The sequence below is a fragment of the Pseudomaricurvus alkylphenolicus genome (assembly GCF_011683955.1).
Classification (GTDB): domain Bacteria; phylum Pseudomonadota; class Gammaproteobacteria; order Pseudomonadales; family Cellvibrionaceae; genus Pseudomaricurvus; species Pseudomaricurvus alkylphenolicus.
In genome coordinates this window covers 16,935-43,382 of the sequence record NZ_JAAQPI010000024.1, presented here as the reverse complement: position 1 = coordinate 43,382, position 26,448 = coordinate 16,935, and the positions used below count along the sequence as shown (strand labels likewise).

Sequence of the window (26,448 nt, the reverse complement as noted above, 5' to 3'; positions counted from 1 at the left end):
TATGACCCTGGGGAGGGTGCTTGTGTTATCTCCAGCTCTGTTCAGTCATCCGGGCTTCTCCAACCATCCGGTTTTTACCGGCGCTACGCCATCAACCGCTTCGGCACAAGCGCCATCGGATTCCGAACCGAAACCCTCCGCTTCACCGTCGACGCTGGTGATGCTGTCCGAGCGTTATCAATCCGTGCGCAGTTCTTTCAGCCTGGTACAGAATGGCAATACCGGCATCGCTGATAACACGGGTGTTGAGGCCAGTGACGCGGTACAAGAGCCCTCCACTGGCGCGCTCAAGGCCTCTGGCAATATCCTGTCATTTATTGAAGCTCAGCTTAAACGCGACCTCGCCGATGGTGCTGACGCGGAAGCATTGGCCTCCCGCCTGGAGGCCGGACTGGAGGGTTTCAAAAAAGGATTTGGCGAAGCCGCTGAACAGCTTGAGGAAATGGGGCTACTCTCCGAGGAGATGGAGGCAGAGATCGGTCAGACTTATGATCTGGTGCTGGCCGGCGTGGAGAAGCTTCGTGAACGGTTTGTTGAGGGGATTAGTTCCGGCGCTGATAATGATGGCGCGCAGGCAGCAGCACCTGTAGCTAATGTGGATATGCCAGCGCCTGCCTCGATCGAGCAGAGCTTTGGTCGCTACGAAAGTGCTCAGAGGAATGAGTTCAGTTTCAGTCTGACAACGGCGGATGGGGACAGGGTGACGATCAGTGCCAGTTCTTTGCGAGCCAGTATCACACAGCAATACGCGGCCCAGGTCCAGGGGCTGGAAACCCTGCTGCAGTATCAGCGCAGCAGTACCGCGGAAGACCGCTTTGCTTTTACTGTGGAAGGCGAATTGGACGCCGATGAGCTGGAAGCCATCAATGAGCTGCTGGGTCAGGTAAATGACTTGGCGGCTACCTTCTATAGCGGCGATGTTGAAGCGGCATTCGAAGAAGCCCTGGAACTGGGCTATGACAGCAGCGAAATCACCGCTTTTTCTCTGAATATGACTCAAACTTCGGTGCAGCGAGTGACTGAGGTATATGAGCGCGTCGGCCAGGGCAACCGAGCTGATGGGCTCGCAGGTCGCCTGGCGCCACTCGGTAATTTTGTGCGGGAGTTAATGGATGCTCAGCAGACGGCGTCCCGCTTTGGGCAGCCGCTTGAGCTGCTCAGCGCTTTGCTGGAGGGAGTCGACGCGTCTGCAGGGTCTCGCCTGCAGAACTTTGTGGAGCGCCTGAGCGAAGGTTTTTCTCGCGCCGCCTAACCCTGGCTCCACCTTGCTTCCTGACGCCATAACTGGGAAAATCGCCCGCGAAATTTCTGGATGATGAGGCGTACCAGTGGCAACGATTGGGCTGTTTTTCGGCAGCGATGAGGGTAATACCGAAGGGGTTGCCCAGCGCATTCAGCAGCGTTTTGGTGAGGAGTTGGTGGATGTTCACGATATCGCCGATGTAACTCAGTTGGAGTTTGCCGATTACCCTTTGATTATCCTGGGGATACCCACCTGGGACTTTGGTCAGATCCAGTCGGACTGGGAGGAGTTCTGGGAGGACGTCAGTGCCATTGATTTCGATGACAAGACGGTGGCTCTGTTTGGTTTGGGGGATCAGTTTGGTTACGGAGATTATTTTCTCGATGCCATGGGCATGCTCTATGACGTGCTGGTCGCTCAGGGTGCAACGGTGGTGGGTTTTTGGCCCACAGAAGGGTACGACTTTGATGCATCAAAAGCACTGTCCAGCGATGGCAAGCACTTTGTGGGCCTGGCGATCGACGAGGATCAGCAAGAGGAGCAGACGGCTTCCCGGTTGAATCAGTGGTGCCAGCAGGTGGCCGGGGAGTTTGGATTGTCGATAGAGACTCAGGTACTGGATGACTGATGGGCATAAGCTTGGAAGAAACCCTGTCCAAGATGATTGCCTTTGTGTCGGCTCTCAAATTCAAGTACAGGGGGTCAGAACTTCATCGCCAGTTTGGCCGTTAGAGTTCGGGGGCCGAATTTGGGCCAGGCGTTAACGTTAGGGCGGGAGATATCGGGTTCATAAACGCTGTCGGATTGCAGCAAGTTATCCGCAAACAGTGAAATCTTTGCCCCCTGCCAATTCACCTCCGGCCAAAAAAGCTTCAATGGCAGCTTCAGGTTAAGTGTCATGTGATGGTAGGCCTCGTCATTGGGATTGCGTTCTTGCGAGAACCCACTCAGCTTGTTCCAATCGCCGGGGTCGCCAAAGTAATTGTTAAACAGCCCCAAGGTGATACCGTTTTCCCATTCGTAGCTGGCACCAAACTTGACCAGGGTGTTGGGATCGATCTGGGTATCGTGTACCCCGTTTTCATCGGTATTTTGCTGGTGGCTGTAGGAACCTTCGAGTAACCAGCCGTTACCCAGCTGCACCCGACCTTCGAGTTCCACCCCCTCGACATCCAGTTCTCCGCCATTTTCGAACCGAAACCCCGCGACAGGATCCGGGCTCAGGCCAATGGCATCCCGAAGGCGGGAATCAAACAGAGTCAACTCGACGCGCTGACGGACATCGTGGTAGAAGAGTTGCCCGCTTATGGTCTCGACCTTCTCGGAATTGAGGCTCGGATTGCCGAGCAAAGAACCGGGGAAGAAGGAGCTGAGTTCCGCCATATAGGGAGATCGGAAGGCTTCGCCGTAGAGTAGTTTGGCCCCCCAATGTGGAGAAAATCGCCAGTTGGCGCCGGCGCGAATACTGGTATCCTGTTCGATGCCGCTGTCGTTGTACTGAACCCCCAGGGTGAGTTTCAACTGCTCGAACCAGCGGGTTTCCGCCTGTACATAGGCGCTTTTCCAGGTGTCGTGATAGGTGTCGGTGTTGTTATAGAGATCTTTGCCTCTCAGGGTCAGGTAGGTGATACCCGACAGCAGATGCATCTTATTGCCGATGGGTCCTTGTAGCGAAAGTTCGTAGAGGCTGTTGCTGCTTTCCACATCCACTCCACCTCTGTCTGTGGCGCGATTGTTGCGGTTATAGGTAATGTTGAAGTCCGCTTGCCAGGCTTGTCCCAGTGAGTGGTGATAATGCAGATCGACAAATTGGGACTGGCGCTCATAGTGATCGGCGGGCCAGCGTTGATCAGAGCCAAGGAAGTCCTGTTCGAGGTTGCCTTCGAAAGCGCTCAGACTTAAGCTGCCAAAGTTTGCGCTCAGGTGAACCCCCAATTCCCTGTGGTCCAGGTATTGCTCGTCGTAGGCCCCACCGGCATCAGTGGCTTTGAACTCCCAGCCGTTGGAACCCATGGATTTAACGCTCACTGCGACCTGTCCCTGGTCCCACTGTTGGGTGTGGCGCCCGTCCAGCCTCTGGGTGTCCTGAGTGCCTGCACTCAATGTGACCTGAGAGTGGCTGTCGGTGCGGGTGATGACATTGATGACGCCGGAGACGGCATTGGTGCCATAGAGGACCGAGCCAGGACCTCTCACCACTTCGATTCGCTCAATTGTCGATAGGGGCAGGGATTTGTAGAAGGTGGCGTTGGAGCCACCGCTCTGGGTGTCGCGAATGGGGCGGCCATCAAGCAACAATAAGGTGCGGCGGTCTATGACTGAGCTGTGCATGCCGCGAATGGACACCAGGTTGTCGGGAAAGACAATGCTGTTTTGGGCAATCAGGCCGGGTACCCGACGCAACAAATCAAACAAGTCGTTACTGCCATAGCGCTCGATGTCGTCGCGGGTGATAACACTGACAATACCTGTGGCATCGGCAATGGGCTCGGGGTGTTTGGCAACGGTCTCAATTTCCAGTTTCAGCAATTCGGCCAAAGGCAGCTGGTGCAAATCCCCGGTCAGTGCCATACCCGGAGATGAACCAAGCAGTGACAGGACTGCCATTATCCGCAGGGCCGCGATGTCGTCCATATCAATTTCCTCGTTAATGGCAAACTTAGACCATAGCGGGTTTGCTGTCGAAATCAGATCCGTTAACCCGGACATTCTGCCACGAATACCCCTCGCAATGGCGCCGGGTGTCCCTCGGCGGTCAGCTCTGGATTGTCGGGATCCAGGAACTGAGCCAACGAGTGAAATCGCATCCACTCGGTAGAGCGCTGTTCTTCTAGCGTGGTGCGATTAAGATCCACGAGACGGGGGTTTTTGAATCCACACTTTCGCAGCCAGGACACCAGTGTGTCTGGGGAGGGCAGAAACCAGACGTTGTTCATTTTGGCGTAGCGCCCCTCGGGCACCAGCACATCTCCGAGTTTGCCGTTGATCAGCAAGGTTTCCAGTACCAGTTGCCCACCCGGTCGTAGGGTGGCCTTGAGTTCTCGCAAGTGGTCCATAGGCGAACGGCGGTGGTAGAGCACCCCCATCGAGAAGGTGGTATCAAATGCCTGCAGGTTTGGCGGCAATGCTTCGATCCCCACGGGGAGCAGATCCACCGGTACTTCCCCCAGAAAGTGTTTGACCATATAAAACTGGACCACAAATCGTGGAGAGGGATCGATACCGATGACCTGTTTGGCCCCAGCACCCAGCATTCGCCAGCAGTGGTAACCATTGCCACAGCCGACGTCGAGAATGGTGCGATGTTCCATAGGCGCCAGATGGGGTAAAACCCGGTCCCACTTCCAGTCGGAGCGCCATTCGGTGTCGATATGGGTGCCGTGAATGGAATAGGGGCCTTTGCGCCAGGGAATCAGTTTTTCCAGGCAGTTGCGAATCTCGCGTTGCTGAGCTGGCTGCAAAGGCGGCTCACTATCCAGATTGACCTCGGTTCCGAGTTCTACGCGATTGGTGCGGACCTCTGGCAGATCCTCCAGGGCATCGAGCCAGTCGGGCAGGTCACCAAAACGACTGCTGCTGAGCCCCTGCTGAATCTGATCTGGCAGAGTCTGTAACCAGGGCTCCAGAGCGGTTCCCTGGAATGATTGCAGCAATTTGTCGTAGCGAATACGGGGATGCGGCATGGGCGTTATTTAATGGCGATCAGGGAGGCGAAGTTAAAACACTGGAACCAAACGTCGGTACTGGCGAAGCCGACATCTTTTAGTCTCTGTCGGTGGGTGTCCAGGGTCTCGGGAATCAGCACATTCTCCAGTGCGGAGCGTTTTTGCGCGATCTCCAGATCGCTGTAGCCATTGGCGCTCTTAAAGTTGTGATGCAGTTCAATCATCAGCTCATCGTGGGGCTGATCGCCAAAGGTCACTTTTTCAGACAGGATCAAGACGCCACCCGGATTGAGTCCCTGGTAAATGTTGGCCAGTATGTCCTGGCGTTGCTCGGGGTGAATAAATTGCAGGGTGAAGTTCAGCACGACCACCGAGGCATTGCTGATGGCCACCTGTTGCAGGTCAGAGCACACCAATTGCACAGGTACTTCTCCGCTGTCGGCATCAATAACCGTCTGGCAACGCTGGATCATGGCTTCTGAGTTGTCCACTGCGATAATCTCGCAGTCACTGGCCAGAATACGGTGGCGCATGGCCAGGGTTGCAGCGCCGAGGGAGCATCCCAGGTCATAGCAGTGGCTATTGCTGCTGGCGTAGCGTTCGGCGAGGTTACCGATCATGCTGATAATGGTGGCGTAGCCCGGTACTGAGCGCTTGATCATGTCCGGGAATACCTCCACCACGCTTTGGTCGAAGCGAAAACCCGTTACTTCGCCCAGAGGCGAGGCGAAAAGCTTATCTTCGCCATTCTTGTGTGTGCCATCTGAGGCAGAATTATCAAAACTCATCGGTTCACCGGGCTGATCCACGGAAAAAAGCGGAATTCTAGCGTTTTTTGGTGCCACTGAACAGATCGAAACCGGCACTCAAAATTCGTTAACCCACTGTATTTATACGAGAAAGTCGGTAAACTGGATTGTGAATAGCGGGGATTGAGTGCGCCAGGAGGGATCGAATTGACGTACCTGAACCGCAATCCGGAAGTTTGACAAAACCAAGGAGTTTGAACGGACTATGGCCTTTACGGGTTACGGCTCCCTGAAAGTGCTGGTTATAGACGATTTCGACAGTTTTCGGGCGACTGTTGGTCGCATGCTGGATGATTTTGGCTGCAGGGACGTCAAGTCCGTCACCAGCGGCAATAAGGCGCTGGAAGCTTGCAACAGAACCCGTTTTGACCTGATTTTGTGCGATTACAACCTGGGTGATGGGCCCAATGGGCAGCAGGTGCTGGAGCAGCTGCGGGCCAATGGACAACTGACCCGTCAATCCCTGTTCCTCATGATTACGGCGGAGTCGAGCAAACAAATAGTGTTGTCGGCTTACGACTACGCACCTGATGCCTACCTCACCAAGCCCATCACCAGCCAGACTCTGCGACAGCGACTGGATCGGCTACTGGCCCAACGTCAGCAGATGTTGCCTTTCTACCACCATCTGGAAAACTTTAATCTGCGCGAGGCGGTCGACATTGCGGTAGATGCCGTTGCCGCCGGCAGCCGCTACGCCACCATTTATCAGCGGCAGCTGGCCGATGTGTATCTGCAGCAAGGTATGCTGGATGAGGCAGAGGATCTCTACACCCGCGCGTTGGAGGTGAGGCCGCTGGATTGGGCCAAGGTGGGTATGTCGCGGGTCAAACGGCTGCGTGGTGATCTGGAAATGTCGAATCAGTGGCTGCACCAAATCGTCGAGAGCAATCCATTTTGCATGCAGGCTTACGATGTGATGGTGGAAAACTACCAGGATCTGGGCTTGCCGGAGAAGGCTCAGGAGGTGCTGCAAACGGCCGTGGATATTTCGCCCATGTCCATACTGCGCCAGACCAATCTGGGGCAGATTGCGGACACCAACAATGATATTGAGGTGGCGACTCGCGCGTTTGGCAATTGTGTGAAGCTCGGCGAGTACTCCTGCCATGACCGGCTGGAGAACCATATGCAGTTTGGGCGCAGCGCCGCCGCCTGGGTAAGGGAGGCAGAGCCACCACCGCTGGAGATCGCGCGAGAGGGCTTGCAGGTAATCGAAAAGGTGCCCCGGCGGTTTGAACTGCTCGGCGAATCCCGATTACAGGCACAGCTGCTGGAATCCCAGCTGAATGCGGGCTTGGAGGACACTGCCAAAGCCTGGGAGAAGCTCCAGGAGGCGGAAGAGAAAATGCTGGGGCAGTCGCTCAGTCTGGATGTGCAGTTGGATCGCGTTTCGACTTATTTGGCGTTGGGAAGGAAGGATCGCGCCAATGATCTGCTCAATGAGTTGATTGAGCAGTATCACGATGATCAGGATGCCTTGCAACGTATCGATCGCTGGCTGGAGGAGCCGGTCAGTGAGCGTAACCGTCGTTTGGTGGCAAAAATCAACAACGAGGGTATCCACCACTATCAGGAGCGGGACTACGGTAAAGCGCTTGACAGTTTCAAACGTGCGCGCCGGCTGTTTCCAAATCATTTGGGTGTGCATCTTAACCTGGCTCAGGCGCTGATTGCGGAGATGAAGGAGTTTGGGCGCAATGAGGAGCATATGGAGTTGTGCCTGTCATCACTGCAGAAGGTGGCTGTGGCGGTGGAGCCGGGGCATACGCAGTTTGAACGCTATCGGCAGTTGCAACAGATGGCCAAGGGGCTTTAAGCAGGAGTCATGAGATGACGGATACGAATGAACAGGTCACGATTGCCGAGGGGCTGAAGACAGCGGATTTTTCGCTGATATTAGCTTCCAGCGTGCACGATATGAAGAATTCACTGGGAATGTTGCTTAATTCCCTGGATACCGTGATGCGGGCAATGCCGCCTCAGAATGAGGAGCAGGAGCAGCAGTTTTCGACGCTGCATTATGAGGCGTCGCGAATCAATACGGAGTTGATTCAATTGCTGTCGATTTACCGGATGCAGAATGATCGTTTGCCGGTTCAGATTGATGAGTGTTATTTGATCGATGTGTTGGAGGAGCAGGTCGCTCGTAATGACCTTTTGTTTCAGTCTCGCGGGTTGGATGTGCAGATTGACTGTGATGAGGATCTGGTGTGGTATTTCGATGGGGAGTTGATCGGTGGAGTGGTGCACAATGTGTTGGTGAATGCCGCTCGTTATACCAAGAAGACGATTCGCTTGTCGGCCCGTTTGGAAGATGAGTTGTTGGAGATTGCTGTCGCCGATGATGGCATCGGCTATCCTGACGCGATGATGCGGGCGCCGGAGGAGGGCAGTATGGGCCCTGTTGATTTCCAAAAGGGAAATACGCATCTTGGGCTGTATTTTGCTCAGCAGGTGGCGTCTTTGCATCGGCGCAATGACCGCAATGGTCAGATTGAGTTAAGTAATGGTGGAGACTTGGGCGGAGGCATTTTTAAGATATTTCTGCCTTGATACGTCCAGGTCTTTATTGACGTTTTTTTGGATTTAGGATTTGCAGAATTCGTCTCTTTCGTGCCATAACCGGTCTTAGAAACTCGCAGGATTGGTACTCTGACGGCGTTGTTTATGCGTAGGGCGGATTAGGCGCTTGCGCCGTAATCCGCCGGTTCTGCCGGAGATGTTCGTTGGCTGCGGCCCGGTTTTTAACACCCTTGAATGTTCCTGCAACAGGTGATTTATACACGGCCGCCACCAATTTAAACCTTCGGCGGATCGGTGGATTACGAAGCGCAAAGCGCTTCTAATCCACCCTACGTCGTGCGGCCGTTGCGGACATCATCGAAGGCCCATGGTGCCCTGAACCAGGATTATGAACTTCCGGTTATGGCACTTTGCTGAATATCAGATTCCGTCTAAAACAAGATCGAATTAACCGATCCCCCGTGATTATCAGCTGTGTCGCTTGGGCCGGCTGTGGCCACTGCGCTTGGGGGGCTCCGGTACGCGACAATCTATCTCCAGCTGTCGCGCCAGGTCCATCAGGTGGGACAAGGTGGTGTTGATGTCGTCCCGTATCTGGTCTTTCTGGTGGGGAATTTCACCAAAACTGCGTGATTCCTCATCGGTCAGCCACTGAAACTGGCCCAGGATACGCGAAGAATCCACGCTGAGCGCGGACGCCAGGCTCTTTGGGGATTGTCGAGCGGGGCCTCGACCGCGTCTGCCGGGCTTGGGTGAGTGGATGGAATGTAGATCCATGGTCGGCTCCTGATCATTTTGCATACAGTATAGCCGAATAAAGAAGAGTGACAGATTAATCTGCCACCCTTTACATTCCAAAGCTTTAGTAACTCCAAGTTTCCAACGTGCTGGCTTTAAAAGCTATAAATTGTAGAGATACTGAAGTTTCGACCAGCCTGTCTGTAGCGATCGCGGTAAGAGGTATAGCCAGGGGAGGAAATGGTTTTCTTGCTCATGAGTCTACCTGCGGTTATCAATCTGCCAATTGTGATGATAATGAGTATCAAACGCAGCAAGTTGCGTGGGTTATTTGAGGTGAGGTTCGTGGTAGGCTTGCTCGCCTACAGAGTCAGCCAGTGATGCAGAAAAATGTTTATTTCCCAGCAAGTGACTTTGCCGGATTCGGAAATTGAAATGACGGCGATCCGTTCCCAGGGGGCAGGAGGGCAGAATGTGAACAAGGTGTCGACCGCCATTCACTTGCGCTTTGATATCGAGCAGTCGTCCTTGCCGGATTTTTATAAACAGCGCTTGTTGGCATTGTCTGACAGTCGTATCAGTGCCGATGGGGTGGTGGTGATTAAGGCACAGCAGTTTCGTACCCAGGAGAAAAACCGTCTGGATGCTCTGGAGCGATTGCAGAAGCTGATTCAGTCTGTAGCCGTGGTACGAAAAAAACGCCGGCCTACCAAACCTTCGAAGTCATCACAGAAAAAGCGTATGGACAAGAAAACACAACGCGGGAAGGTAAAAAAAATGCGAGGGCGGGTGGACTACTAAGGCCTTAACCGTGCCAATAAAGACTGGCACGGTCAGTCGGTCCGCCGGGATTTAGAGAGTGATTGCCTCCAGCCCCAACTCCGACACCTTGTCAGAATTGGCAGCTCCGGTTACCACCGCAATGCTGGCCTTGTCAGCCTGAAGATAAGTACTGGCTACGCGCTTCAGATCCTCGATGGTGACCTCCAATATCCGTTTGCGGAACACCTCACGTTTCTCACGGCTGCGTCCAAACAATTCCGCGTGGAATGTCTGCTTCGCCTCGCCCGCCGGAGAACTGGGTTTGTCCAGCGAACTGATCACTCCGAGAATAGCCTCTTCGAGTGGTTGATATTCGTGATCGGTATTTAATAGCCACTCAATCGAGGCATCAAAGTCCGCCAGGGTCTCCTCCAGACGCGGGTCGCGATAGGAGAACATACGGAAAGCGGCAATATTACTGTCCTGACTGGCTCCGCCACCGTAGGCTCCCCCTTGTTCACGGATTACGCGATGGAGGAAGCCGTTGCGCAGAAAACCGCCCAAAACCGTCAGTGGGGCTGCATCGGGGTGCTCGGTGGGAACTGTTGGATAGGCTTTGGCGCAGAAATTTACCTGTGAATTGGCAATCCATCCTTGCTTGAGCTGCTCTTTTACCGGTTCCAATGCAAAGGCCGGCTGTTCTGATGCCTCATGAGTTGGCCAGGAGTTGCTGATTGATTTCCGGTAGTCCGCCAGATATTCGGTTTCGCCCACCAACAGGTACTGCCGCGGGGCCTTCAGGATCATGTCGTGCAAATCCTGCAGTTGCTGACAGAACTGTTGCAGTTTGGTTTCATCCTGCAGGTCATCGTCCAGCTGCTTGATTGTCTTGATGCCCGCCAGGCCGTTCAGCTCATGAGATACCTTGGCGGAGGGGCTCATGCCGGCACTGGCCGCCGCCATTGCCAGGCTGTGGCCGTTACCCGTGACGCTCTGTTCACGGCGGGCACGACTCTGCGCCACCAGTTCACGCAGACGACCGCCTTCGTCAAAACGGACTTCATTCAGCGTTGCCCACATCAATTCACACAAAGCGTCTTGCTCAGATTTCAGCGATTTGGCTGAAAGCGTCAGATTGGCTTGCACTTTTTGTACGTCATCGCTGGCGCCGCGAATGGTGGTATAGGCAGAGATGGCGCCGGCCACCTGTGCCTGCCAGCGCTGGGCATCCAGGTAGTCTTTGTCGCCGATACCCAGCTCGGTCATAAACATGCCGTAGTAGGAAAGCGTTTGCAGCTGCTGCGCAGTCAGCTCTGGCAGTTCCACGATGATCTGCTGATACACAAGGCCGTTGGTACCCGCCGCGTAGCTGGTGAGCCGGGTCGGCAGTTCTTCCACGCTGTGATGAGGCGTGTAATGCATGTCGGTCGGAATGTCCTGCAGCCCCACCTTCGGCAGTACGGTTTCATCATCCTGCTGCAGTTGCCTTTCCTGGAGTGCTTCGGCCTGCGTGATAATGTTCTGCTTGTCTGCGTCACTCAGCGCCGCTTTGATGCTGGCGAGCTTGTCGACTTCTGCCTGGTTTTTACGATCTGCCAGGTCGGCATCCGGGCGCATGGTCAGGCGTACGCGGTGCTGGTTGTTGAGGAGCAGGTCGCGGGCCAGGCCCTTGATAAAGTCAGGGCTCTTGATGTCTTCGTGCAGTTTTTCCAGTGCCGGGTCGAGATTCAGCAGACCAATGGGGTCGCCTCGATGGGTGGTGGAAGTCAGGGCGGTCATAATGATCTGCAGACCGTAGGGGTAGGAATCTCCACCCACCTCGCGCTGGTGCAGTTCCAGCTGCTGCAGTGCCGCCTTCAACTCTTCATAGGGTACGCCTTCGGCGGCCACTTTGGCGACCACGTCCATAATCAGGGTTTCTACCTGTTCGGCCTTGCTCACATCGCTGCCTTCCAGACCGCAGACGAAAGTCAGTTCCTTCTGGGAATCATCAAGGCCACAGAGCGGTGAGGGAGCGGTACCCAGGTCAGTGGTTTCCAGCGCGTGCTGCAGGGGAGAGGCACTGTTGTCCAGCAGGATGCTGGCCAGCAGCTGGGCTTCCAGGCTTTCCTGCAGATCGGTGGCCTTGCCCAGTAGCCACGCCAGCACCACGTGGGTTTTGTTGCTGAGTTCGCCTTCTTCGGTCAGTGGGTAGGCTTCTTCCACCCGAATTGGGGCCAGATAGCGTTTTTCATCAGGGACCGAGATCACCTCGTCAAGCTTTTCAAAACGACTGAGTGCCTGGTCTTCAAACTTGTTCTGATGCTCCACCGCAGGGATATCGCCGTAGGTCATAAAGACAGCGTTGCTGGGGTGGTAATGGGTTTCGTAGAAGCTCTTCAGTTGCTCGTAGCTCAAATCCGGAATGGCTTCCGGATCACCGCCGCTATTAAAGTGGTAGGTGTTGGAGGGAAACAGGTACTTGCATAATGTCTGCCAGAGCTGTGAAGGTACCGAGCTCATGGCGCCTTTCATCTCGTTGAAGACCACACCCTTGTAGACCAGATCGGACTCGGCATTGCCCGTCTCTGCAAAGTCGAATCGGTGGCCTTCCTGGGCGAAGTCCAGTGGATCGAGGCGGGAGAAGAACACCGCATCCAGATACACATCCAGCAGGTTGTTAAAGTCTTTGCGGTTTTGGCTGGCAAAAGGGTAAGCGGTCCAGTCAGAGCTGGTAAAGGCGTTCATAAAGGTGTTGAGCGAACGCCGGATCATCATAAAAAAGGGGTCGCGCACAGGATACTTTTCACTGCCGCACAGGGCTGTGTGCTCAAGGATATGGGCGACGCCGGTGGAATCTTCCGGCACGGTGCGCAGGGCCACCAGAAACACGTTTTCGTTATTATCGGCAGAGATGTGGATATGCTGGGCACCGGTGTTGGTGTGGCGGTATTCTTCAACGGTAACTTGCAGAGAATCGATGGTCTGGCTGCGCAGTTTTTCAAAAGCAGGATGGGCTGCTGTCATTCGTAACCTCGGAAAGCATCTGGTATGCGATTCGCTGGGTATCAGCGGAATAAACGCTAAGTGTAACGCGATGGCGATGGCGGGTCACTGACCCCCGTCCTTTTAGGTGCCATGATTGGGGCGGAATTGCTCCAATTGCTGCATATAGGCCTCAAATGCCGTCAAGATGGGGTCGAACTTGCCGGTGTTTTGCTCCATTTGTGCGAGAGCCATACAGCAGGATTCCAGGGTGGAGAGTTGGCCCGGTTTTTCTGCTTTTCGGACTCGGTAGTTTCCCGTCACTTGAGTGTCGAGATCGTCCAGTGACAGCCGTGGCAGCTCCAGTAACCAGGGATTCAGGTACAGTAGCTTGCGGGCTTTTCGCCAGGTACCGTCGAGTGCCAACAGCGCCGCAGGGGACTCCTGGTTTGAGACCGGTTTCGGTTGATGGTTGTCGCTGGGAAACAGAAGAACAGGCTGAACCTCCCGGGACAGACCCACCTGCTTCAAAAGCACCTCCCGATTCAGTTGTTCAGAAACCACCAATTGGCTGTTTGGCAGGCAGGCGTGGAGCAGTGATGCAGTACCTTTAGGGTGATTCTCCTCACTGGGGTGTTGCCAGATCACAAGTCTCACTTTGCTGGGGATCCGTATCACCAATGAGCAGTAGCATCGAGCTGTGGGGCGACCACAGGTGGGGCATAGTCTCCGCCCGCAAACAACTCGTCCGGATTCGGTCATGTGTTACACTGCCGCCGCTTTGGTTTGAGGTAAGCATATCTGACAATCACAGATTCAGCTTCCGGTGCCAGTCGATATCCGCCTGGGGCTCAATCAATCGTAACTTTTGGGGTCGGGTCAGTTTTTTGATCTCAGCCTCGCGACGGCTGGCCTCGGCGCGATCCTCCTGAGGCTCCAGATAAAGCAACCGGCTCGGCAGTCGACCTCTGAAAAATTTTGCTCCCTGTTTACCATGGTGGGCATGCCAGCGTTTGACCATATTGTTGGTGATGCCGGTATAGAGGCGATTGTCGCTACTGAGGATAATGTATACACACCAGCCTTGCGGGCAATGGTTTTCTGGACAATCGTTGTCTGGAGAATGGGCTTCTGGCGAGCAATTTGGGGACAAGGGAAAGCCTGGTTGTGTCTTGGAGAGTTGGCAGTGTGCCAAGTCCCCGTTGGAGTGGCAAGTGGAGGAGTGGAGAGTGTGGCTGATTCGGATCTGAGGCCTGAGCGAATACTGGCGCAGTTTAATGACATTGCGGAAGCCAACAATTGGAGGGCACTGCATACTCCCTTGAATCTGGCGCAAGCTATCAGTGTTGAGGCTGGTGAGTTGTTGGCGGAGTTTCAGTGCGAGGGAGAGCCTGACCGCAGCTGCGTGGCCGCTGAGGTTGCAGATCTGCAGATGTATATTCTGGCCCTGTGCCAGAAGCTGGATATCGATTTGGCCGCGGCTGTTGAACAAAAGCAGCACTACAATCGTGAACGATTTTTGACCGGTAAATGAATGAGTAACGAGCAAGACCGCAATTTTGATGATCTGGCGCGCCGTTTTAAGCGCAATGTTTACGACCGCTTAAAAGGCGATATTCGTCTGGCGGTTTTGGAGCGGGATTTGGACGAACACGCTCATGAATTGCTGGTGCGAGGAGATCGCCCCTGGCGCATTCTGGATGCGGGAGGAGGGCAGGGCCAGTTCAGCCTGGCGTTGGCGAAACGCGGACACCAGGTTACCTTGTGCGACCACTCAGAGGAAATGCTAAAGCTGGCGCAAGCCCGGGCAGAGGAAGAGGGGCTGGGGTCCAAAGTTGATTTTCGCCACTGTAGTATCCAGTCGCTTGTTGAAGAGCGGTTACAGCCCTTTGATTTGATTTTATGCCATGCGGTGTTGGAGTGGGTGGCGAATCCTGAACAGTTGTTGCAGTGTTTAATGGGCGTGCTCGCCCCCAAGGGATTGTTGTCATTGACGTTCTACAACGTTAACAGTATCAAAATGAAAAACCTGCTGCGCACCAATTTTAAGAAGGTGATCGAGGACGACTACCGGGGCTATCGTGGCAGCCTCACACCCACGTGGCCCAGACAACCGGAAGAGGTTTATGGCTGGTTGGCGCAACTGCCCCTAACAGAGCTTTGCCATAGCGGCATTCGGTGTTTTCACGACTATATCTTAGAGCCGGAGCACCGTACCCGAGAACCGCAGCAGCAGTTGCAGCTGGAACTGCGTTTATCTCGTGAGGAACCTTGGCGTTCGCTTGGGCGTTATATTCACGTACTGAGCCGAAAACACTAGGATCTTCTCAATAGCTTGGGAACTGGGGTTGGTTTTGGCGTTGATTACGAGGTTCAGTTTGTGCCATAACCGGAAATTCATAATCCTGGTTCAGGGCACCATGGGCGTCCGACAATGTCCGCAACGACCGCACGACGTAGGGTGGATTAGAAGCGCTGCGCGCTTCGTAATCCACCGATCCGCCGAAGGTTTAAATTGGCGGCGGCCGTGTATAAATCACCTGTTGCAGGCACATTCAAGGGTGTTAAAAACCGGGCCGAAGCCAACGAACATCTCCGGCAGAACCGGCGGATTACGGCGCAAGCGCCTAATCCGCCCTACGCATAAACAACGCCGTCAGAGTACCAATCCTGCGAATTTCTAAGACCGGTTATGGCACTTTGCTGACGGCGGATACTGTTTATCTCTTCATCTAACCAAAGAGATAAAGTGGATCTATATAATGCAGCAGAACAACTTTAGGCTTTCAGCAAGAAATCCTTGGCTTGGTTGATTTTTGCCGCCAGGTAATCGCTGCCGCCGCGATCGGGGTGAACTTTCTGCATTAATTTGCGGTGGGCGGCAATGATATCTTTTTCAGTCGCGGTCTCTTCCAATCCCAGAATCTGGAGCGCTTCGCTACGATCCATTGGCGTATTGCCACTGTTCGCACCGCCACCGGAGGACTGCTGCTGATAAGCCCCCTGTTGAAAGCGTCGCTGCAGATAGGCCATTAACAGCCTTGCTGATTCGGGATCTTGCTGTTGGTATTCCTGCAGTAGCTCTTGCAGCTGTTCCTGGGAGAGATCATCCAGACTGCTGCCGGCAAAGCGACCCGACAGTATTGCGCCGCTGATTGAACCCGTGCTGACGTTCACCACCAGGCGCAACAGGCGTGTAGACATGACAGAGTTGGCGAACTTCTGCTTGCGCAACCAATTGATTACTGGAAGGAAGCGCATGCCCATGTTGAACAATCCCTTCAGGAAGGGGATAGCGGCCGCAATCACTGCCCCGATCCAATGCAGGCGACCGGTAGCCGCAAGCAGGATAACCGCGATGATCAGTGCATAACTTCCGTACTGGATAATCAGGGCTTTGCGTTTGGCTGGCTCCTGGCGGCGCACGTAGCTCAGCAGATTGAGGGCCACAAAAATCAATACGGCCAGTAGAATAACGCGAACAAACATGAGGGCTCCGGCGATAACAATGGCGCCCATTATAGGAGTGGGGCGGTAGCAGTGGCCAGCCCCCGGTGGGTAAAGATAAGTGACCTTGCTCAGTGAGTGCTGTGCGCGGTCAGTTCACCTTGCCAGGACTCGTTTTCCCGGCGGTACTGATAGCGCAGATCGAAGATCAGTTTCTGCTGTTGTAACCATTCGATCATGGCATTGACGGCCGCAATCGGCGGCGTATTTTCGCTTTCAAATTCAATGGTCAGTACCTGGTCGGGTTTTTGCCAGTGACGTTCTATCCAATTGGTCCAGATGGATTCCAGAGCTCGCTGCAGATCCTGGTCGGATTTGTCGGCAACGAACGGAAGAAAGCTGAATGCCTGAGGGCTCATGCCCCAATCATCAAAATCGCTGGATTCGAAGGCTTTGGCCAGTAGTCGATTGGCCGTGGTTTCAGGGGCGGTAACCTGTATAGAGTTGAAACAAATACTCATGGCGACTCCATCAATGACAAGTCTCACTGTAAGTGTAGCCTAGGACTGGTATCATGCCGCCCATTGATAATGGGTACAGATTCGAGGTAATGCAGTGAATGTCCAAGTGATAATGAAAGACGGTCGTCCGGAATGGGCGGTACTTCCCTACAGTGAATACGAGGCGTTACTGCAGAAGTTGGAGCAGTTAGAGGGCAAACCGTCGCAGCAGGCGGTTGAGCCGGCTCCGAAACCCTCGCCGACTGCTTCCCCGACCCCAAGACGAGCGTCAAACGCCAGTGGCGGATTGATGGCGCAGTTGGAACAGGTCGGTGATTCCCCGGAGGGGCACTTCAGTGCCGATAAAATGCAACAACTGCGGCAGGGCAAGGGCCTGGACCAGGCTGCGGTGGCTCGCGAGGTGGGTATCAGTCCAGTGTATCTGAAGCAGATTGAATCCGGTGAGAGGGAGCCAGGAGAGCCGGTGATACGCAATATCGCCCGGGCATTGCAGGTAGAAATGTCCCAGTTGATGGATAATGGAGACTGAATTGTCAGGCGATCAGTTCCGAGTCGCTGTTTTGTTCCGCTGTTTCTGACGCCGCTTCGGTATCCAGCCGTTCGCTGATTTTGCCAGTGGCTCCCTTGGGAGTCACTTGTTCGATCAATTCGGCCTGGTGGCAGCCGTTACGGCCATTGCGCTTGACATGATAGAGCGCCTGATCTGTCGCATGCAGTAGCCCCAGGGGTTCGTGGCCGGGCTTGGGAACAAGGCCGCCGACTCCAAAGCTGGCGGTAATCGGCAGTACCTTGTCGTCGTAGATAAATGGTGTCATCTCGATGGCATTGCGGACTTTTTCCGCTCGGATCATGGCCTGCGCGGGTGGAGTATTGGGTAACAGGATCACAAATTCCTCGCCTCCATAGCGGCAGACCACATCGCTGCCTCGCTGGAAGCCCTTTTTCAGCAATTTGGTAACGAACTTGAGCGCGTTATCTCCCACCAGATGGCCGTTGTCGTCATTGAGCTCCTTAAAGTGGTCGATATCCACCAGAATCATGGACAGAGGCTCTTTTTCCCTTCTCGCGCGCTGCCATTCGGTGAGGAACTGCCGGTCAAAATACAGTCGATTAAAAGCACCGGTCAGAGCGTCGGTGAACGACAGTGTCTTCAGCTCCAGATTGGCTATCCGAAGTGCGCGTTGTGCGCTTCGCAACTGGCGGTTCTTATCTTCCAGAGTTGCGGTTTTACTGGCTACTTCGTTCAACAGTTCCTTGCGCAGGGCTTCTTCCTGATCTTTATGGCCTAAATCAAAGAGACTGGCGCTGTAAAGTACCAGAACGATGGTCTGTGTGGTGACCATCCAGTCTGTGGCGCCGGGAGGCAATTGGGTTAAGGCGAGAATAGCGCCGACAGCTCCCGCAAGGGTCAGAATAGGAGTGCGTTGCAGCAAACAACGTCTTACTGGCCCCAGTTTAACGGCTTTGACGGCGAGCAGCATGACTGTACCGGCGAGTGCCAACAGTGTTGGCGACGGGCTGATCGCAATGGCGTCGGTGGAATGGGCGAGCAGGGCAGGCGCCTGCACGAGGCCGATCAGCCCCAGCAGAAGTCTCCAGTTCAACGTACCATCCCCGCAATCCACTCCCAATTCTTCAGTAGCGTAGTCCCTCGCTACCTTTAATGGGGGCGATCCCCCTGATTAGCGGCTCAATATGGCACCCAAATCGTTATTAATCAAGTCCGTTGAGTCTGATTTTTTGTGAACTCTTAGTGAAAGGGCTGGGATTGTATGCGTCGAATCCAGTTGTCCGGCAGGTTCTGGAGGATATCCTGCTTAAAGTCGCCTTTCATCATATCCATCTGGCTGAATTGGTTTTGTTCGTCCACTTCAAAGTAGATGGTGCTGTCCTCAGGGGGGTAAACCTTCAGTTGCGGCGGGTTGGCCAGAGGTTTTTGGCTCTGACAGAGATCCTTGAACTTGAGATAGGCCTCTTCATATGAGCGACCTTCAAACGTCAGTTCACATTCGGTGGTAAAGCGGAATGTCATGGAAGGCATGGCGTTCTCCTGTCCTGAAAAAACGTGTCATGTAATTTCAGTATAGGGTGCAGTTGGCCGTTTTACCGGTATTTGCGGCTGATTTGTCGCTTTTTTCCGGTGCACTTCTGAGCCGAGGGCTGTTATTTAGCTGAAGGCAATCATTTGGCCCAGGAATATCATTCGACGGAGGGTTCTTGGCCAGCTTCCTCTCGCAATTTGGCCCTCACCTGCATTAACACTTTGCCGTAATGGTTGTTTCCCCGGCGATCTCTACCGCAGCCCCAGAAGTAGTCGTAACTGCTGTTTTCCACCAGTCGCAGGTCGTTGGTGTCGAGCAGTACTTTGGCCAACGACGAATGTGTCTTGCAGCGAATGTAAATGCCACGGGTCATAACAGTAGTGCGTACCTGGCGCCAATCCGACCGTACCCGCTTGAGCCGAGTGCGGCCAAGTTTACGGGCCTTCTGTGGCGTTGGCGCCAAGCGGATGCGTTCGCGATAGGCCGGGTCCTCAAACTTCATGGCCTGGAAGTAGTGTTCGACGGTCGGCCAGTCGGCATGATCCAGAAAGAAAGGCGAAGGGATATGGGTGCCCAGGGGTTCATCAATATCGGCGCGGGACAGATATTGGGCATCGGTATCTTCTTCGGCAAAGAGTCCGCTCATGGGGTTAGCCCCTTGCTGTTGCTTGTTGAGAGTTGAGGATTTTCCATAGATTCCAGCATCAGTCCTTCCTTGATACTGGTGTTGGAAATCAGCATATCCGGCAGTTGGAGATGAGTGTAGATGGCATCCAGAATTGCCAGCGCGGCGGGAATGACATCCCAGCGCAGATGCTCACCCAAATGAGCCGGCAGTTCACCCTTTTCAAGCATAGCCTGAATATATTCACTGAGATGCGCCTGTTGAATGGTTGCCGTGTCGCTTCCGATCAAATCCAGAATGATACGCATGCTGCCGGAAGCCCCCAGCGCCTGCTGCCAGGCTGAGACCTGTCGGAATGGCTCAGGCAGTCTCGACAGGGTTTCGAGAGTGCAAGACTTGGCATCTTCGAATGCCTGCGCACTGATACGCTCACGGCTCTGAAAGTGTTGATCTGCCAATGTAACGCATCCCATCGCCATACTGACGGTGTGCAGCAGTTGCCCGTCCTGCCCCAGAACAAATTCCGTACTGGCACCACCGATATCGATCACCATCTTGCGTCGGATTTGCGGATGAGAAAAATCCACGCCCCGGTAGGACAAACGGGCCTCTTCGTCACCGCTGATCAACCGAATGGGCAGCCCCAGCGCTTGCTCGGCCTGGCTGAGAAAGTTCTGATGGCCATTGGCTCGCCGGAATACCTCGGTAGCAATGACCGATACTCTGGCGCCGGAAAATTGTTGCCATTGTTGCTGAAAGCTCTGCAGACAGGTCAGAGCTCGCTGGCGGGCCTCCGGGCACAGGTTGCCGTGTTGATCCAGTCCCCTTGCCAGTTGCACCATCTGTTTGTCACGAGCGATTTCCAACAATTGGCCGTCCTGCCAGCGGCAGGCCAGCAGATGAAAGCTATTTGATCCCAGGTCAATGGCGACCAGGATCGGGGCGGGAGAGATTGGGCGAGACAAGGGCTTATTGGTATCCTACGGCTTTTACTGGCGCTGCATTGTAAACCTGCGTCAGCAATCTGGAAAAGGAGAATACGCATGAATTTCGGACGCAAGGCCGCTGTAATGCCCAGCCCGGAGCAAGCACTGCCAGGGCGAGCAGAGGCTATGACCCTTCAAAATCGCCACGCCGTATCGGGGAATCCCTTATTGCCTCCTTTTCCGGCAGGCTTGCAGCAGGCAATGTTCGGGTTGGGATGTTTTTGGGGGGCGGAACGTCGTTTTTGGCAACAACAGGGCGTTTTCACCACGGCGGTGGGATACAGTGCGGGAATGACTCCCAATCCCAGCTACGAAGAAGTCTGCACGGGGTTGACGGGCCACAATGAGGTGGTGTTGGTGGTCTTTGATCCCGAGCTGATCAGCTATGAGCAGTTGCTGCAGGTCTTTTGGGAGGCCCATAACCCCACCCAGGGCATGCGCCAGGGCAACGACATTGGTACCCAATACCGCTCAGGGATCTATACCTCTGACGCTGAGCAGCAGGATCTGGCAATGGCCAGCAGGGTGCGTTACGGCGAGCAGCTGCAGGCCGGTGGTTTTGACCCGATTACCACAGAAGTACAGCCCGCCGGGGAATTCTATTACGCAGAGGACTATCACCAGCAGTACCTGCACAAGAACCCCAATGGCTACTGTGGGCTCGGGGGTACCGGGGTCAGGTTTGACTGCAGTGGCTAGGAGAACTAGTCTCGCCAGCGGATTAGCCCCTCTTGGGTGGCCGAGGCTACCAGGCGCCCGTCACGGGTATAGAAGCGGCCGTGGTTCAGGTCCCGGCCGCCACCGGAGACCGGGCTTTCCATATAGTAATAAATCCACTCATCGACTCTGAATTCGTCGTGAATCCAGAGGGCGTGGTCAAGGCTGGCTGCCTGTAACTTGCTGCTTTCAAATTTCACACCGTGTGGAAGCATCCCGGTGGACATCAGTCGGAAGTCAGATGCGTAGGCCAGCAACACCTGATGCATTGCAAAGGGTTCATCCACCGCATCCCGGGTTTTAAACCACATACCCTGCACCGGTTCCGCCGTATCCTTGACCAGCATGGGTAAGGTGCCGGGGGTACGGGTTTCGAAGGCCCGAAATGTGTCCGGTTCTCCACCTGGGCGTTTGCTCAGGCCCCGCTCCTTCATGATTTGTTCGTAAATTTCCTGGTCAGGTGTCAAATTGTCCGGGTCACCGGCATCAATGGGCAGGTCCATTTGATGTCTTAGCCCTTCTTCGGGGGTTTTAAACGATATTGAGGTGTTAAAAATAGCCCTGCCATCTTGTTTGGCCACTACCCGGCGGGTGGTAAAGCTGCCTCCGTCGCGGATCGGGTCAACCTCCAGAATGATAGGGAGGTTCAAGTCACCTGGTCGCAGAAAGTAGGCGTGCATGGAGTGCATCAGGCGGCCTTGGTCGACCGTGCGAATGGCCGCATTCAGGCACTGGGCCAGGACTTGGCCGCCATATACACGGGGCAGGGACACTCCAGGAGGTGATTCGGCCCGGAACAGCAGGCGATCGAGTTGTTCCGGTTGCAGGTATTGGCAAAGATTGGTGGTGGCGTTGGTCACAGTTACCTCAGTATCGAACCCAGGACAACACTATAAATCAGGCAATACGTGGTAACGATGACCAAAGCGGTCTTAAAGATTGACCTGAATGATCAATTACGCAAGTCAATTATCATCAGGGGCCTGTGGCCACCGGTGCATCAGGCCGATTGCACCAGTCGCTCCAGCTGCCGGGGTAGAGGGTGGCCTGTTTACCCGCGATCGCTGCAGACAGCATATTCACACAGGCTGTGACACCGGAGCCACAGTAAATAACCGGCTGAATTTCCCCGCAAAGTGCATCCCAACGCTGGTGATGAAAGGCGAGAGGATGGGCAAATCCCTGCTCATCGGTGATGTCCTGCCAGGGAAGATTGAGAGCGCCGGGAATGTGACCAGCCACAGGATCAATGGGCTCCTCCTCTCCGCGGAATCGACGGGATTCGCGACTGTCGATGATGGTCAATTCCTGTTTTTCCAGACGCTGGCGCAGCTCACTGTAATCAAGGGTGGGCAGCTGCTCAAAGGCGGCATCAGGCAGTGAGTCGGCGGCATGGAACTGACGCGCCGGCTCCGTTTCCACCGCCTGCCCGGCGGCCTGCCAGGCACCATACCCACCGTCGAGCACTCTGACGTGGTCGTACCCAAAAGCACGCAATAACCACCAGGCGCGTGAGGCATAGGCAAATCGCTGTGCGTCGTAGACAACAACCGGTACATCCTCACGAATGCCCCAAATCTGCAGTTGCCGAGCAAAATCTCCGGCATTGGGCAGCGGATGGCGACCACCCTCTGCACCTGCTTTGGAACTCAAGTGTTGATCAAGATCGCAGTAGTGAGCCCCGGGGATATGGCCCTCGCGGTAATGGCGTTCACCTTCGCCGGTATCGGCAAGATTAAAGCGACAGTCCAGGATCACAACCTGTTCCAGGTTAGCCGCGAGTTCAGGGACGGTAATTAACGGTGAGGTCATAGGAGTACCACGGCTTACGAGTGATATTCAGGGAAATGTGTTTTCATCCAGCCCAGGCTGTTGTCGGTATTGTCGCTGGGATTGTACTCGGCGCCAATCCAGCCCCTGTATTCTTTTTCCCGCAGCAGCCCGATTATCTCAGTGAAGGCTAAATCACCTGTACCGGGTTCGTTACGGTCTGGTGTGTCCGCAAACTGGATATGGCCAATATCGGATAACAGTTCAGGCAATTGTTCAAGCACCGGTTCGTTCATTCGGCTCATGTGGTAAACATCATACTGCATCGCCAGATTGGAGTGATTGATATTTCTCAAAATTTCCCGGGATTGCTCGACGGAGTGAACCAGGAAACCGGGCATGTCGTGTGTATTGATGGCTTCAAACACGGTTTTGACACCCAGGGATTTCATTTGGTCAGCGCAATAATCCAGGTTGTGCATAAACTGATCGAGGTGGTGCAGTCGGCGCTTGTCGTTGAGGCAACGACCAGCCAGTACATTGACGCAATCCACCTTCAAACCTTCTGCGAACTCGGCACAGCTATCAACGGCGCGGCGGAAGTCATCGCGCTTCTGGGGAACGCTGGCCAGGCCCTCGCCACCGGCCATCAAATCCCCGGCAGGCACGTTGATCAACGGGACTCTGATGTCCGTGCTGGATTGCCTTTGTTGCCATTCGTCCAGTGACTGTTCATAGGGGAACTGGATTTCCACCGCCTCAAACCCGCTCGCACGGGCGGCGTCCATACGCTGCAAGGGTTCAACTTCACGAAAAAGAAGGGATATATTGGCGCAGAGTTTCAGGGGCACGGATGGACCTTGGTTTTATTTTCAAACAGTGAGTGGAATCAGCGTGTGGATTATAAACACTTCTGCCGCAGATTACCGGGTTGGCCCCCGAATTTACCGCGCCGTTGGTTGAAATCCGTCGGGCACTTTTCCCTGGAGTTCATAGGCAAAGGCGATGATGTGCGCGACGGCGATATAGAGTGCTTCGGGGATGCTTTCGCCAAGTTCCAGGGTTACCAGCAGGTCCACCAGCGCTTCGTTATCGCACAGGGGGATCTCGTGCTCGCGGGCAACCTCAAGAATACGTTCAGCTTCTTCACCCAGTCCTTTCGCCGTTACTGTAGGAGCCTGCTTGCCGTCATAAAACAAGGCGACGGCCTTGCGCAATTGTTCGTCGCTAAAGTCAGTACCGTCTGCAAAGGATTCGCTCATGTGCGTATGTCCACCAGGGAATAGTTAAGTCGAGTCTGATCTTCGCTGGGTCTGCCGGGCAGGCATTCGAGCTTGGTCACGGCGACGCCGTCTTCCTCCAATCGATGTTTAAGCTGTTCCAGGCGTTGTTTCGCCTGGGCCAGAGTCCAGGGTTTTTCCGCCCATAAACTGGCGCCTACACGGTCTTCAATGACGTTGAGATGGGCGTGTATCGCTCCGGCATCCGGCAAGTCAAAGGCAAGCTTAACCTGCCACTGCCTGACCTTGCGGACCTCCCGCTGAGATTGCTCCTTTGGGTCAGGAAGCCACTGTTCTTCCAGTCGCAGTTGCAACTGCTGTGTTTCGGCCCCGTAGCGAATGGGAATCTCCAGTTGCCAGTTATGGGTAGCCTCCGGTGAGGCTTGCCGGCTCTGCAGCGCCTGCAATTGCTGCAACAGCAATTTGTTCAGGCTCAGGCTCACCAATTGCTGCAGCTGTTGTGGAATATTTTGATTGGCCTCAGGTTTCAACGTGGGGCGATCACCAGGGGCTTGTTTGGGGGCTAGTAACTGTCTCAGTAGTGGCAGCAGGTCACCGACCGGGGTTCCCGGTACCAAGGGATGCTGTGGCGCGGGAAGCCCATGAAGCAGGTTCAGCAGTGCGGCCTTCAGATCCAGTTGTGGTAAAGACGGTTGTGAAGATGGCGGCAATAATCTCTTCGCACCGGATGAAGAGGAATCCTGTCGCACCAGTTGCGCCAGCTGATGTTCCAGCTGCATACCGGTGCCTTTGAGAGCCTGCCTGAACTCCGTCGGATTGCTCAGTTGCTGATAAGTGCGCAAATGCGAAGCCAGGGTTTGCAACTGTCCGCGCACACTCTGTAAAGCCACACGATCTTCGCGGGGCAGGGGAACGCTGGTGGATGGCTGCTGCAGGATTTGCAGTATTTCCTGTGATACCTGCAGGACCCGACTGAGACTGCCATTCAGCTGTTGTTGTTGAGGAAGAAGCTGGCGCAGCGCAGTCTGCAATGTCGTTAATTGCTGAGCGTCTAATTTTGCCGCTGTGGGTGATGCTGGCGATTTGGCGTCGACCGCTCGTGTATCGATGGCAGATGCGGACCCGGGTTCAACAGGCAGGGCTGTTCGATGACCGGAAAAAGCTGATGAGGTCGATGATGACGCTGTTGGCGCAGTTTGTGGAGTTGTCGTAGTCGGGTTTACCGGAGGCGAATTTACGGAAGGCGGATTGGTCGCAGAAGGTGAAGTTTGAACTCCTGTGGGCTGTGTATTGGCGCGGCCGGCGCGCACCGGCGCAGGCCAGTTCAGGGCGACTTTGGCATCGGCCACTCGCAGGGCCACCTCCTGGCCCGGTTGAAGCGGGGGCTGTTGCGGCGGGGGCACTACCGGCAGCAACACTGGCCGATTTTTCACGGCCAAAACCGCCAATTGCAGTTGTGGCTGACTCAGCAGCCCCTGTAATTGGGAGGTTCCTTGCCGGGACATCCCGTGTTCCCGACTGATGGCAGCGGCCAGTTGCTGTCGCAGGTTTTCACTAACCCCCACAGCAGCCAACACGCGGGCATTGGCCCCACGATTGCCCAATAGCTGATGCAGGTCCAGGGCGGATTGTGGCGTTGTCTGTGCGCTGGTGGCTTTGAGAGCATTTGTCAGCGGCTGAAATTCGGCACTGGTAAGTACTGAGGTCAGTGACTTCTGGAGGCTTGCCAATTGGGTGATTGGGACCCGCGGATCTGTCTGAGGCACGGATACATTGCCCGAGGGAGGGGAGGAGGGCGTTGAGCCGGCAGTTTGGGACCGAGACTGCTGTTGAGCAACGGTATCGTTTTGCCGTACGGAGACACGGTCGGCCGCACCGCTTGTTTCTGATACAGAAGGTTGCGGTGCTGCAAGCACCAGGCGCCCGGCCTCCACACTCACCTTAAGCTGCTGATTGGCCTTCAGAGCCTGATCGGAAAACACCAGCTGAGTAAGGGTTGGGTTTTGGCTGCCGGGCCTGGCATCACTGCGGGACAGCTCCAGCTGTACCAGCTTCAATCCGGCGGTTTTGAGCAGGGAGGCCAGCTCAGTAGAAGCCGTACTGCGACGTGTGGCTTGAGAATCACTGCTTTCCGATACCGGCGTGGTCAGCTGGATAAGACGTGCCCTGAGGGCTTCATTAACCGGGGTCACCGCTTTGACCAGTGCGGTAAAGGTGTCTCCGGCCCTCAGATTCAGAGCCTTGAGAGCCACTTGCAGGGCGTCCTGGCGTTGATTGAGCACCTGTGTGGTGGGGTTGAGGTTGCCTCTCAGGCTGCTTTGGCTGCTCGACGGCAGATCAATCACCATAAAATACCAATGAAATTTGTTGCTTTTGCCAGTAATATCCGCTT

27 protein-coding genes are annotated in these 26,448 nt (G+C 54.9%); 9 read left to right on the top strand and 18 right to left on the bottom strand.

The window, feature by feature from the left end; translation table 11 throughout:
- Window positions 1-22: 22 nt before the first annotated feature.
- Both HBA55_RS33495 and fldB read left to right on the top strand, forming a co-directional pair.
- Window positions 23-1,252, top strand: coding sequence for a DUF5610 domain-containing protein (locus HBA55_RS33495; protein WP_167000101.1), 1,230 nt, complete (start codon window positions 23-25; stop codon window positions 1,250-1,252).
- Between the two features lie 76 nt (window positions 1,253-1,328).
- Window positions 1,329-1,871: a flavodoxin FldB gene (gene fldB, locus HBA55_RS33490; RefSeq protein WP_167000100.1), complete on the top strand. Its 543-nt coding sequence runs from the start codon at window positions 1,329-1,331 to the stop codon at window positions 1,869-1,871.
- A gap of 74 nt (window positions 1,872-1,945) precedes the next feature.
- Here fldB and HBA55_RS33485 read toward each other — a convergent pair whose 3' ends face one another.
- The 3 genes from HBA55_RS33485 to cmoA form a co-directional block, all read right to left on the bottom strand.
- Window positions 1,946-3,877 carry a TonB-dependent receptor plug domain-containing protein gene (locus tag HBA55_RS33485; protein WP_167000099.1) on the bottom strand — a complete coding sequence of 644 codons (1,932 nt, stop codon included), beginning with the start codon at window positions 3,875-3,877 and terminating at the stop codon, window positions 1,946-1,948.
- A 62-nt stretch (window positions 3,878-3,939) separates the two neighbouring features.
- Complete coding sequence (gene cmoB, locus HBA55_RS33480; protein ID WP_167000098.1) at window positions 3,940-4,926, bottom strand: tRNA 5-methoxyuridine(34)/uridine 5-oxyacetic acid(34) synthase CmoB; 987 nt, start codon at window positions 4,924-4,926, stop codon at window positions 3,940-3,942.
- A 5-nt stretch (window positions 4,927-4,931) separates the two neighbouring features.
- Window positions 4,932-5,696 carry a carboxy-S-adenosyl-L-methionine synthase CmoA gene (cmoA, locus tag HBA55_RS33475; RefSeq protein ID WP_167000097.1) on the bottom strand — a complete coding sequence of 255 codons (765 nt, stop codon included), beginning with the start codon at window positions 5,694-5,696 and terminating at the stop codon, window positions 4,932-4,934.
- 226 nt (window positions 5,697-5,922) lie between these two features.
- Between cmoA and HBA55_RS33470 the strand changes: the two genes are divergently transcribed.
- Window positions 5,923-7,536: a response regulator gene (locus tag HBA55_RS33470; protein WP_167000096.1), complete on the top strand. Its 1,614-nt coding sequence runs from the start codon at window positions 5,923-5,925 to the stop codon at window positions 7,534-7,536.
- A gap of 14 nt (window positions 7,537-7,550) precedes the next feature.
- A complete protein-coding gene (locus HBA55_RS33465) occupies window positions 7,551-8,273 on the top strand; it encodes a sensor histidine kinase (protein ID WP_167000095.1) in 723 nt (240 codons plus the stop codon).
- Window positions 8,274-8,711: 438 nt separating this feature from the next.
- Here HBA55_RS33465 and HBA55_RS33460 read toward each other — a convergent pair whose 3' ends face one another.
- Window positions 8,712-9,020, bottom strand: a complete 309-nt coding sequence (locus tag HBA55_RS33460) for a nucleoside triphosphate pyrophosphohydrolase family protein (protein ID WP_167000094.1) — start codon at window positions 9,018-9,020, stop codon at window positions 8,712-8,714.
- Window positions 9,021-9,371: 351 nt separating this feature from the next.
- On the opposite strand from HBA55_RS33460, the gene arfB reads away from it, so the two are divergent.
- Entirely contained in the window at window positions 9,372-9,782 is a 411-nt protein-coding gene (arfB, locus tag HBA55_RS33455; RefSeq protein ID WP_167000093.1) for an alternative ribosome rescue aminoacyl-tRNA hydrolase ArfB, read from the top strand.
- 51 nt (window positions 9,783-9,833) lie between these two features.
- Here arfB and HBA55_RS33450 read toward each other — a convergent pair whose 3' ends face one another.
- The 3 genes from HBA55_RS33450 to HBA55_RS33440 form a co-directional block, all read right to left on the bottom strand.
- Window positions 9,834-12,749, bottom strand: coding sequence for an insulinase family protein (locus tag HBA55_RS33450; RefSeq protein ID WP_167000092.1), 2,916 nt, complete (start codon window positions 12,747-12,749; stop codon window positions 9,834-9,836).
- Window positions 12,750-12,851: 102 nt separating this feature from the next.
- On the bottom strand, window positions 12,852-13,469 hold the full coding sequence (locus tag HBA55_RS33445) for a tRNA-uridine aminocarboxypropyltransferase (RefSeq protein ID WP_167000091.1): 618 nt from the start codon (window positions 13,467-13,469) through the stop codon (window positions 12,852-12,854).
- A 46-nt stretch (window positions 13,470-13,515) separates the two neighbouring features.
- Window positions 13,516-13,860: a GIY-YIG nuclease family protein gene (locus HBA55_RS33440; protein ID WP_240946431.1), complete on the bottom strand. Its 345-nt coding sequence runs from the start codon at window positions 13,858-13,860 to the stop codon at window positions 13,516-13,518.
- A 78-nt stretch (window positions 13,861-13,938) separates the two neighbouring features.
- Here HBA55_RS33440 and HBA55_RS33435 point away from each other — a divergent pair, with 78 nt between their 5' ends.
- Window positions 13,939-14,241 carry a nucleoside triphosphate pyrophosphohydrolase family protein gene (locus HBA55_RS33435; protein WP_206020108.1) on the top strand — a complete coding sequence of 101 codons (303 nt, stop codon included), beginning with the start codon at window positions 13,939-13,941 and terminating at the stop codon, window positions 14,239-14,241.
- The gene (locus HBA55_RS33430; protein WP_167000089.1) at window positions 14,242-15,027 is read left to right on the top strand and encodes a methyltransferase domain-containing protein; all 786 of its coding nucleotides are present in this window, start codon (window positions 14,242-14,244) and stop codon (window positions 15,025-15,027) included.
- A gap of 458 nt (window positions 15,028-15,485) precedes the next feature.
- On the opposite strand, the gene HBA55_RS33425 is transcribed toward HBA55_RS33430, so the two are convergent.
- Window positions 15,486-16,196, bottom strand: coding sequence for a DnaJ domain-containing protein (locus HBA55_RS33425; protein WP_167000088.1), 711 nt, complete (start codon window positions 16,194-16,196; stop codon window positions 15,486-15,488).
- Between the two features lie 89 nt (window positions 16,197-16,285).
- A complete protein-coding gene (locus tag HBA55_RS33420) occupies window positions 16,286-16,675 on the bottom strand; it encodes a hypothetical protein (protein ID WP_167000087.1) in 390 nt (129 codons plus the stop codon).
- 94 nt (window positions 16,676-16,769) lie between these two features.
- Here HBA55_RS33420 and HBA55_RS38120 point away from each other — a divergent pair, with 94 nt between their 5' ends.
- Entirely contained in the window at window positions 16,770-17,204 is a 435-nt protein-coding gene (locus HBA55_RS38120; RefSeq protein ID WP_167000086.1) for a helix-turn-helix domain-containing protein, read from the top strand.
- Between the two features lie 4 nt (window positions 17,205-17,208).
- On the opposite strand, the gene HBA55_RS33410 is transcribed toward HBA55_RS38120, so the two are convergent.
- The 4 genes from HBA55_RS33410 to HBA55_RS33395 all read right to left on the bottom strand — a co-directional run bounded on the left by HBA55_RS33410 (window position 17,209) and on the right by HBA55_RS33395 (window position 20,307).
- A complete protein-coding gene (locus HBA55_RS33410; protein WP_167000085.1) occupies window positions 17,209-18,279 on the bottom strand; it encodes a GGDEF domain-containing protein in 1,071 nt (356 codons plus the stop codon).
- A 146-nt stretch (window positions 18,280-18,425) separates the two neighbouring features.
- Window positions 18,426-18,716, bottom strand: coding sequence for a hypothetical protein (locus HBA55_RS33405; protein ID WP_167000084.1), 291 nt, complete (start codon window positions 18,714-18,716; stop codon window positions 18,426-18,428).
- A 158-nt stretch (window positions 18,717-18,874) separates the two neighbouring features.
- Window positions 18,875-19,363, bottom strand: coding sequence for an NADAR family protein (locus HBA55_RS33400; protein ID WP_167000083.1), 489 nt, complete (start codon window positions 19,361-19,363; stop codon window positions 18,875-18,877).
- Entirely contained in the window at window positions 19,360-20,307 is a 948-nt protein-coding gene (locus HBA55_RS33395; RefSeq protein WP_167000082.1) for a Ppx/GppA phosphatase family protein, read from the bottom strand. Before HBA55_RS33395 ends, HBA55_RS33400 begins: the two co-directional genes overlap by 4 nt.
- 78 nt (window positions 20,308-20,385) lie before the next feature.
- Between HBA55_RS33395 and msrA the strand changes: the two genes are divergently transcribed.
- Window positions 20,386-21,027 carry a peptide-methionine (S)-S-oxide reductase MsrA gene (gene msrA / locus HBA55_RS33390; RefSeq protein ID WP_167000081.1) on the top strand — a complete coding sequence of 214 codons (642 nt, stop codon included), beginning with the start codon at window positions 20,386-20,388 and terminating at the stop codon, window positions 21,025-21,027.
- 5 nt (window positions 21,028-21,032) lie between these two features.
- On the opposite strand, the gene HBA55_RS33385 is transcribed toward msrA, so the two are convergent.
- The 5 genes from HBA55_RS33385 to fliK all read right to left on the bottom strand — a co-directional run bounded on the left by HBA55_RS33385 (window position 21,033) and on the right by fliK (window position 26,404).
- Window positions 21,033-21,905, bottom strand: coding sequence for an acyl-CoA thioesterase domain-containing protein (locus tag HBA55_RS33385; RefSeq protein WP_167000080.1), 873 nt, complete (start codon window positions 21,903-21,905; stop codon window positions 21,033-21,035).
- 115 nt (window positions 21,906-22,020) lie between these two features.
- Window positions 22,021-22,857 (bottom strand): sulfurtransferase, encoded by an 837-nt coding sequence (locus tag HBA55_RS33380; RefSeq protein ID WP_167000079.1) that lies wholly within the window; start codon window positions 22,855-22,857, stop codon window positions 22,021-22,023.
- A gap of 14 nt (window positions 22,858-22,871) precedes the next feature.
- Window positions 22,872-23,666 carry a TIM barrel protein gene (locus HBA55_RS33375; RefSeq protein ID WP_206020100.1) on the bottom strand — a complete coding sequence of 265 codons (795 nt, stop codon included), beginning with the start codon at window positions 23,664-23,666 and terminating at the stop codon, window positions 22,872-22,874.
- Window positions 23,667-23,759: 93 nt separating this feature from the next.
- Window positions 23,760-24,077: an EscU/YscU/HrcU family type III secretion system export apparatus switch protein gene (locus HBA55_RS33370; RefSeq protein ID WP_167000078.1), complete on the bottom strand. Its 318-nt coding sequence runs from the start codon at window positions 24,075-24,077 to the stop codon at window positions 23,760-23,762.
- Window positions 24,074-26,404: a flagellar hook-length control protein FliK gene (gene fliK / locus HBA55_RS33365; RefSeq protein WP_167000077.1), complete on the bottom strand. Its 2,331-nt coding sequence runs from the start codon at window positions 26,402-26,404 to the stop codon at window positions 24,074-24,076. The genes HBA55_RS33370 and fliK overlap by 4 nt, the downstream gene beginning before the upstream one ends.
- Window positions 26,405-26,448: the final 44 nt, after the last annotated feature.